The 232-nt window shown below is 56.0% G+C and carries 1 pseudogene; it reads right to left on the bottom strand.

The features are described 5' to 3' along the window. Positions 1-232, bottom strand: a pseudogene (locus tag FDX22_RS20155) (alpha-2-macroglobulin); the annotation flags it as partial.

Raw genomic sequence — 232 nt, 5'->3', positions numbered from 1 at the left:
AGAGGAATAGAAAAAGTCAGCACCAGCGTCGCCGCACCATCCAACTGGACTTCTGAGGCATCCAGCAGCGTCAACGGCTTGCCCTGGCTTTGCTGCATCAGCTTTTGTAATTGCGCCGGATCTTTTGCCGGTGTGGTCTGTGGGGCGGGCGTATCATTTTTTGCCGTCGTCGACGGCTTATCGTTATTATCGCACCCCGCCAGCGCCAACATCAGCATACAGGCCACTACGC

This window comes from Citrobacter sp. TBCS-14 (genome assembly GCF_005280805.1).
In the GTDB taxonomy this organism is placed as follows: Bacteria; Pseudomonadota; Gammaproteobacteria; order Enterobacterales; family Enterobacteriaceae; genus Citrobacter; species Citrobacter gillenii.
Note: the sequence above shows the minus strand (reverse complement) of the source record. Positions and strands in the feature narration are given on the sequence as shown.